This window comes from Acinetobacter entericus (genome assembly GCF_026168575.1).
Taxonomy (GTDB): Bacteria; Pseudomonadota; Gammaproteobacteria; order Pseudomonadales; family Moraxellaceae; genus Acinetobacter; species Acinetobacter bouvetii.
Window position 1 is genome coordinate 1 of the sequence record NZ_JAPEQW010000103.1, and the last position, 1088, is coordinate 1088.

The 1088-nt window shown below is 37.9% G+C and carries 1 protein-coding gene; it reads right to left on the reverse strand.

Annotated elements, in window-relative coordinates; all coding sequences use genetic code 11:
* Positions 1-296: 296 nt before the first annotated feature.
* A complete protein-coding gene (locus OKC24_RS19715) occupies positions 297-743 on the reverse strand; it encodes a hypothetical protein (protein WP_131276058.1) in 447 nt (148 codons plus the stop codon).
* Between the last annotated feature and the right edge of the window lie 345 nt (positions 744-1088).

Genomic DNA, 1088 nt, shown 5'->3' on the forward strand with positions numbered 1-1088 from the left:
ATGCTGCTCTTTTCGATCTCTGTCACACCCTTGAGATCTATAGTAATGAACAGGCTGCGGGATTGTTTCCCTGAAACCGCAGAATTACAGCGCATTATGAGAATTTTTCCCAAATTTCACTAATGATTGAAAAATATTTCCTATTTTAAGCTCTAAAGCATTTTTTTAATGCAAATATAAAGCTATTAAAGGAATTTTATTCAATGCAGGCTTCTAGAAAATCAGCTGCAATAATTGAATCTCCATGACAGTTTTCAGCGCCTTGGCGAACAGCCTAACTGCATCTGAATTACAGCTTATTCAGCGGCGGACGTTTTGTCAGGCTGTAAATAAAGCTTGCGGATGACATCCAGTTCCTGATGCGTAAAGGCATCCAGCAAATGACGCGCGGCGGCTAAATTCAAACCCTGAAATGCAATATCAACCGCTTTACTGTATTTTAAAAAGCCAAATAAATTAGACTGCTCTACGCTGACCTCAATATCGCTTTCAAAATTAAAAGTCAGCGCCTCGGTTTCCGGCATTTCAATCAAGCTGATTTGAACGGCCAAATTCTGCGTATTGTCTGTGACTGTAAATTCGGCTTTCCCGCCCCGCATCTGCAGCATTAAAATCTGCAGCTGTTTCCAGTTCATCGCATTAAATTTTTCCATGATTTCTTGTGCAGACATTTCTTCAAAAAACTCTGCTTCATCATCCGAATGATGGTGCGGGTGCCTGATTTCCAAATCATATGCGGTCATTATTATTCTGCCTGTATGATGCTCTGTCTAAATTTTACCAATAGTTTTAACGGCACTCTCATTTTGTTCTTAAATGATTAATAAAAACCCATAAAAATAAAAAAGCACAATGCGTGATATAAATATCATTAAATTCAAAAAGATTGATAGACCAAAAGGTTTACAGTTGAATTGGCTTAAAATCAGCGCTGCGCACTTCATTATCAGGAAGAATGGCCGTATCGGGATACATTAAAAGAATGTATTGATCATTAAAAATGAAAAGCAGATTTATTTTTTCTGCAGTCTTGCGGATTTTTTAGGGCGGTGTAAGAGAAAACGGAATCGTTTACTTCAACTATCCTG

What these genes read in the sequence shown, in the direction of transcription:
- OKC24_RS19715 (WP_131276058.1), bottom strand. Translation starts at nt 743, where the DNA reads ATGACCGCATATGATTTGGAAATCAGGCACCCGCACCATCATTCGGAT.